This window comes from Nocardia carnea (assembly GCF_029868325.1).
Lineage (GTDB): Bacteria > Actinomycetota > Actinomycetes > Mycobacteriales > Mycobacteriaceae > Nocardia > Nocardia carnea_C.
In genome coordinates this window covers 1-5,472 of sequence record NZ_JARWNW010000298.1, presented here as the reverse complement: position 1 = coordinate 5,472, position 5,472 = coordinate 1, and the positions used below count along the sequence as shown (strand labels likewise).

General features: G+C 67.5%; 6 protein-coding genes. 4 read left to right on the top strand and 2 right to left on the bottom strand.

Going from position 1 to position 5,472, the window contains the following annotated elements; all coding sequences use genetic code 11:
• Window positions 1-350: 350 nt before the first annotated feature.
• Together QH196_RS28710 and QH196_RS28705 are read left to right on the top strand one after the other, a co-directional pair.
• Window positions 351-935 carry a putative glycolipid-binding domain-containing protein gene (locus QH196_RS28710; RefSeq protein WP_280418973.1) on the top strand — a complete coding sequence of 195 codons (585 nt, stop codon included), beginning with the start codon at window positions 351-353 and terminating at the stop codon, window positions 933-935.
• A 99-nt stretch (window positions 936-1,034) separates the two neighbouring features.
• Entirely contained in the window at window positions 1,035-1,703 is a 669-nt protein-coding gene (locus tag QH196_RS28705; protein WP_280418972.1) for a class I SAM-dependent methyltransferase, read from the top strand.
• Window positions 1,704-1,758: 55 nt separating this feature from the next.
• Here QH196_RS28705 and QH196_RS28700 read toward each other — a convergent pair whose 3' ends face one another.
• Together QH196_RS28700 and QH196_RS28695 are read right to left on the bottom strand one after the other, a co-directional pair.
• On the bottom strand, window positions 1,759-2,505 hold the full coding sequence (locus tag QH196_RS28700) for an esterase/lipase family protein (protein ID WP_280418971.1): 747 nt from the start codon (window positions 2,503-2,505) through the stop codon (window positions 1,759-1,761).
• A 145-nt stretch (window positions 2,506-2,650) separates the two neighbouring features.
• Window positions 2,651-3,553 carry an SDR family NAD(P)-dependent oxidoreductase gene (locus tag QH196_RS28695; protein ID WP_280418970.1) on the bottom strand — a complete coding sequence of 301 codons (903 nt, stop codon included), beginning with the start codon at window positions 3,551-3,553 and terminating at the stop codon, window positions 2,651-2,653.
• Window positions 3,554-3,617: 64 nt separating this feature from the next.
• Here QH196_RS28695 and QH196_RS28690 point away from each other — a divergent pair, with 64 nt between their 5' ends.
• Both QH196_RS28690 and QH196_RS28685 read left to right on the top strand, forming a co-directional pair.
• Window positions 3,618-4,223, top strand: a complete 606-nt coding sequence (locus tag QH196_RS28690) for a TetR family transcriptional regulator (protein ID WP_280418969.1) — start codon at window positions 3,618-3,620, stop codon at window positions 4,221-4,223.
• 327 nt (window positions 4,224-4,550) lie between these two features.
• Window positions 4,551-5,472 (top strand): lipase family protein (locus QH196_RS28685; protein WP_280418968.1); only part of this gene is annotated, 922 nt, incomplete at its 3' end.

Sequence of the window (5,472 nt, the reverse complement as noted above, 5' to 3'; positions counted from 1 at the left end):
GTAGACCCGGTCGCCGGACCCGGGGAGGGCCCCCCCGGGCGGGGCCCCGGGGGGCGGGGTGGCGGGGTGGGGCCAGGGGTTGACGCCCCCCCCCCAGTCGCCCCGGCCCGGGCCCCCGGCCGCGCGCACGGGGGCCCCCACCACGCCCCGGGGCGGCGCGCGGGGGTGGGGGGGCTTAGTTTCGGGTGGCGGGGGCCCACCTCCAGCGAACTACGTGATCACCGCCGGTAATGGGCCTTGTTCAGTAGCGCATCGAAATCGCCCTGCTCGGCCATCTCACCGAGTTCCTGCAGCGCTTCATTCCGTTTCAACCGCTGCGCAGCGGCGCGCGCCCCGGAATACTGAAGCCTGTGACGTCATTGGCCGCCCTTCCCGCAACGGCCGCATGGTTGCATCGCGATGCGCGTGCGGGCTTCGAGGTCGCCTACTTCGAACCGATCGAGGGCGGTCACCGCATCGAAGGGTACACAACCGCGGTCGAGGACGGCCGCACATGGTTCGTCGCCTACGACATCGCGGTGGATTCGGCCTGGCGGACCAGGAAAGCGCGCGTGACCGGCCGTTCCGCAGCCGGCAGGCGCACCGTTCTGCTCGAGGCCGACGGCAGCGGACACTGGCAGGTCGACGGTGAACCGGCGTCCCATCTGGACGGCTGCCTCGACGTGGATCTGGAGTCCTCCGCGATGACCAACACGTTTCCCGTCCACCGGACGTCGTTGCCGATCGGTGCACGGGTCGCGGCACCGGCGGCCTATGTACGTGCCACCGATCTGTCCGTCGAACGGCTGGAGCAGGAGTACCTCCGCGCACCCGACCGAGGAACCGGCCGATGCTTCGACTATGCGGCGTCCGCTTTCGACTTCTCGTGTCGCCTGGTCTACGACGCGGCGGGCCTCGTCCTGGACTACCCCGGAATCGCCTCGCGTATGGCTTGATCGGGGTCGCTCCCGCTCGCTCCGGGTGCCGGAATACGCGAGAAGTGCCGCTCGGCGTGCCACGATGGATGGCCACGGCAGATCCGGGAGGTGGCGAAATTGCCGGAGCGAACAGGATCGGACGACCGATTCGGTGGCCGGACCCCGACCAGCCACGAACGCATGACCGGGCGGCCCTGGGACGCGTCGTACCACGACGGGCCCGCACCCTGGGATATCGGCGGGCCACAGCCCGCGGTGGAGCGCCTGGTCGCGGCCGGCTGTTTCACCGGCGCCGTGCTGGACGTGGGCTGCGGGACCGGCGAGAACACTCTCCTCGTCGCCGCGCAGGGCCTGCCGGTACTCGGCGTCGATATCGCCGAAACCGCGTTGGAGACCGCGCGTAGCAACGCCGCGGAACGCGGTGTCGAAGCGGAATTCGCCACGGCTGACGCCCTGCACCTGGAACGTTCGGGGCGGCGGTTCGACACCGTGCTCGACAGCGGACTGTTCCACACCTTCGATACCGGCGAGCGGGCCGAGTACGTGCGCAGCGTGGCGGCCGTAACCGACCCCGGTGCAACGCTGTATGTGCTGTGCTTCAGCGATACCGGGCCCGAACCCGGCCCACATCCCGTCAGCCTCGACGAGTTGGTGGCCGTCTTCACGCCGGATGCCGGCTGGCGAATCGAATCGATCGTGACAGAACGGGTCGGGACAAGGTTTCACGAGCACGGTGCGCCGGGCCGGCTCGCCACCATGACGCGAGTCCCGGCGGACGCGTCCTAGCCGGATACATCAGCGAGCACGGCTGATCGAGTTCTGCGCTCCGGGAGCAGTATTGCTACGGACAGCTGGTGGCCAGCGGGCCCCCGCGCAAGGCCGAGACGATCAGCTCCTGAAACGCGCCGTCGCGTGGTTCGTTGCGGTGAATCACGTGCCGGCCGGGGCAGAAGTCCTGGACACTCGCATTGGTCGCGCCGGGCAGCGGCTCGCGTTCCGGGCCTTCGTTCTCCGAGAACAGGTGGTAGGCGGGTAGTCCGGGCGGAACCGCGGGTGGTTCGTTGAGTGTCCGCAGGAACGGCGAACCGGGCGCGATATCCCGGCATCCGGGCCAGAACAGCGAACAGAGCAAGCCGAGCGATTGACCCGAATTCGGTGTGCCGAAATCGACGTAAGTCCCCACCGAGCCAGCGCCGCCGAGGAACTTGACGTAGTGCCGGGCGGCGAGCCCACCCATCGAATGCGCGGCCACGTCGACCCGCGCCGCGCCGGTCTCCCGGCGGATCTCGTCCACGGCCTGCGCAACTGCGTCGGCCGATTCGGCGATGGGCGCCGAGCCCGTCGGCGCACCGGAAAGGGACGGTACCGCAGGAAGAACCATGGAGTACGCCGAGAATCCCCACTCGTCCAAAGCCTCGCGCAGCTTCTCGAGGATCCCATGGTCGGCATCGAATCCACCGATCACCAGTACGGGATTCGATGCCGTGGGGCGGGGTTGGGCGAACGCGGCCGGAGCGGCCGCGGAACCGAGGCCCAGGCATACGAATATCAGGCCGATTCGAACTAGCAGCGCGAGAAAGGTTTTCATCGACCTGCTTTCCTGAGCCGTACGCCGACGATCTGCGGAAACCGAGACTGCTGAGCCAACGATCATGGATGCTAATGCGGCGGCACAGGAGTCGCCGGGAGGCGCGGCGGTCAGCCCGTCGCGGCTGTTCGCTTCGCCGAGGCGATCACTGCGCGGCCAACCGGTTACGTTGTGTCTCGCACAGATCCCAGATGGCGCTTCGCACGGTCGGGTCCAGGACGGCATCGGGCCACGCAGCCGGCCTGGCCTTGCTGTTGAAGTACCTCCCGTGGACATCTTCGACCTCAGGACTGGACGCGAGGTACACGCTGGAGCGGGTGGCCCGGAGCAGTGCCCGGTGCCCGTAGACGATCGGCATCGCGAGCCGCAGGAGAGGCACGATCGGACGTGCCGCCGGAGGATAGGTGTCGGTGGTGAGGTCCTTGTTCATCGACGTGTAGGCGTGCCCGGGGTAGGCCACGTTCAACGTCACTCGTGTGCCGTCGAGCTCCTGGGCGAAGCGGTAGCTCATCGCCATCTGCGCCAGCTTGGTCTGGTTATAGAACGACAGACCGACGTAGGACTTCTCGCCCTGAATATTCTCCAGGTCGATCTGCCCTTTCGGGATACCGCCGGTGATGTTGACGACCCGGGCCGGTCGCCGAATCGACCCGGCTGCCGTCAGCGCCGGCATCAGCCAATGCGTGAGACAGAACGGCGCGACCACATTGACCGCGAACGCTGTCTCCAAGCCGTCCTCGGTCAGGACGCGGTGAGATCGCGTGGCTCCCGCGTTGTTGATCAGCACGTCCACACCACCGGCCCGGTCGCCGGCCACCTCGGCCAGGCGGCGCACGTCGCGGAGCCGGGACATATCGGCTGTGATCGCTTCGACGCGGCTGTTCCCGGTGGACCCGCGGAGCTCGTCCACCGCCGCGGCAGCGCGGTCTTTGTCGCGGCCGACGAGTATGACACCGGCACCCAGGCCGGCCAGCGCTCGCGCGGTCTCCTTCCCGATTCCTCCGGTACTCCCGGTCACCAGCACGGTTTTACCTTCCACTGTCACCACTCCATTCACTTTGTGTCACTCGGTGACATTGTAGACGCTAGGTGTCGCAAAGTAGTCTGCGTGCATGGCAGAAGGACTGCGCGAACGGACACGGCGAGCAGTCCGGGCCGAGATCGCCCAGGTAGCTCTCGACCTGTTCGCCGGGAAGGGCTTCGACGAGACGACCGTCGAGGAGATCGCCGCCGCGGCCGGAATGACAAAGCGCAGCTTCTTCCGCTATTTCCCCACCAAAGAAGATGTCGTCTTCGACGGCATCGACCTCACCGGAGAGAAGGTTGTCGCCGGCATCGCCGCCCGCCCCGCCGAGGAAGACGCCTGGACGGTTCTGCATCACGTTCTGCGCGCCTGGCAGGACGAGATACACACGAGCGAACAGATACTCGCCACCGTTCGCCTCATCCAAGGCACTCCCGCGCTCGTCGGCGGGCTCCACCACCGGCGAACCGAATGGCGCCGGCGCGTCAGCGAAGCACTGCAGAACCGCTCAGGCCCACGCACCGACGCATACACCGCGGACCTGCTCACCAACACCGCGACCGCGGTGCTAGACGCCGTATCCAGCGAGTGGGTGCGCTCGGGCGGGAAGGCGGACCGCTCAGCACTACTGGACCGGGGGTTCGGTCAGGTCCGCGTCGATCCCCACCGGGTCGAACCAAAAGCCACCCGATGAATGCCCTGCCGCACAACAGCTGTGGGTCGCCTGCCCAGGGACTGCCGGCGTAGCGGCGGTAGGTGATCGCGAACCTGCCGGCTCTCGGCCACGTCGACCGAACTGGAACCGAACAGTTACCGGCCGGAGCCGGGTCTCGGATTCTTCGGCGACACGACGTGCATATATGCCCGTTTCCGGGCTGGAACGGCGATACTCGCAAGTCGATCTAGATCTATTGAGTCGAGGCGCCACATCTTCTGCTCGAAGCCCTTGGTGTTGCGCTCGCGTTCACGGCGCCCTTCGGTTCGATAGCTGCCGGGATGAGCCGTACGCAGGAGGATCGCTATGAAGTCCGGAAAACGCGCGTGGGTCGCAGTGCTGTCGGGATCTCTCATGGTCGCCGGCGCCGTGGCGGTCGCACCATCCGCCTGGACACAACCGGGGCTATCGCATTCGCAAGGCGCCGGGGGCGAGGTACTTCGTACCGAGGTGTCGCACGTGGCCTTGCCGGTGCCGGGGCTGCCCGGGACGACTCCGGTGCGGTCGACACGGCTCACCTATGCCAGTAGCGATACCCATGATGCCCCGACCACGGTGGTGGGCACGTATCTGGAACCGACCGCGCCGTGGCGGGGTCCGGGTGAACGCCCGTTGGTGGCTTATGCGGGCGGTACGCAGGGGCAGGGCCCCGAATGCGCGCCGTCGGCGATGCTGTCGCAGGTGGTCCGGTTCCAGCCGCCGGCCGATGTGGTTTTCGAATACGACGTCATGGCGATCCAGTACCTGCTGGCCCAGGGGATGGCGGTGATGATGACCGACTATCACGATCTCGCCGCCCCGGGTGTCCACAACTTCCTCAATCGCAAGACGCAGGGTTACGCGGTACTGGATGCCGCCCGTGCCGCGTTGCACCTGCCCGGCAGCGGTTTCCATCCCGCCTCACCGGTCGTGCTCTACGGCTACTCGCAGGGCGGGATGGCCGCGGCGGCGGCGGCGGAACTGCAACCGTCCTATGCCCCCGAGTTGAACATTCGCGGCGCCTACGTGGGTGGCCCCCCGGTCGGTCCCGCGGAATATATCGCGCGCAGCGACGGCATGCCCGGCGTCGCGCCGGCCATCGCGTGGATCCTCAACGGTATCGCCGCCGATTACCCCGAAACCCGGCCCGTACTCGATACCGTCCTGAACGACACCGGTAAGGCGATCCTCAACGATTCGATCGGCAAATGCGGCGGTGGCCTCTCGAACGCGCTCACGCAACCGCAGC

What these genes read in the sequence shown, in the direction of transcription:
- QH196_RS28700 (WP_280418971.1), bottom strand. Translation starts at nt 2,505, where the DNA reads ATGAAAACCTTTCTCGCGCTGCTAGTTCGAATCGGCCTGATATTCGTA.
- QH196_RS28690 (WP_280418969.1), top strand. Translation starts at nt 3,618, where the DNA reads ATGGCAGAAGGACTGCGCGAACGGACACGGCGAGCAGTCCGGGCCGAG.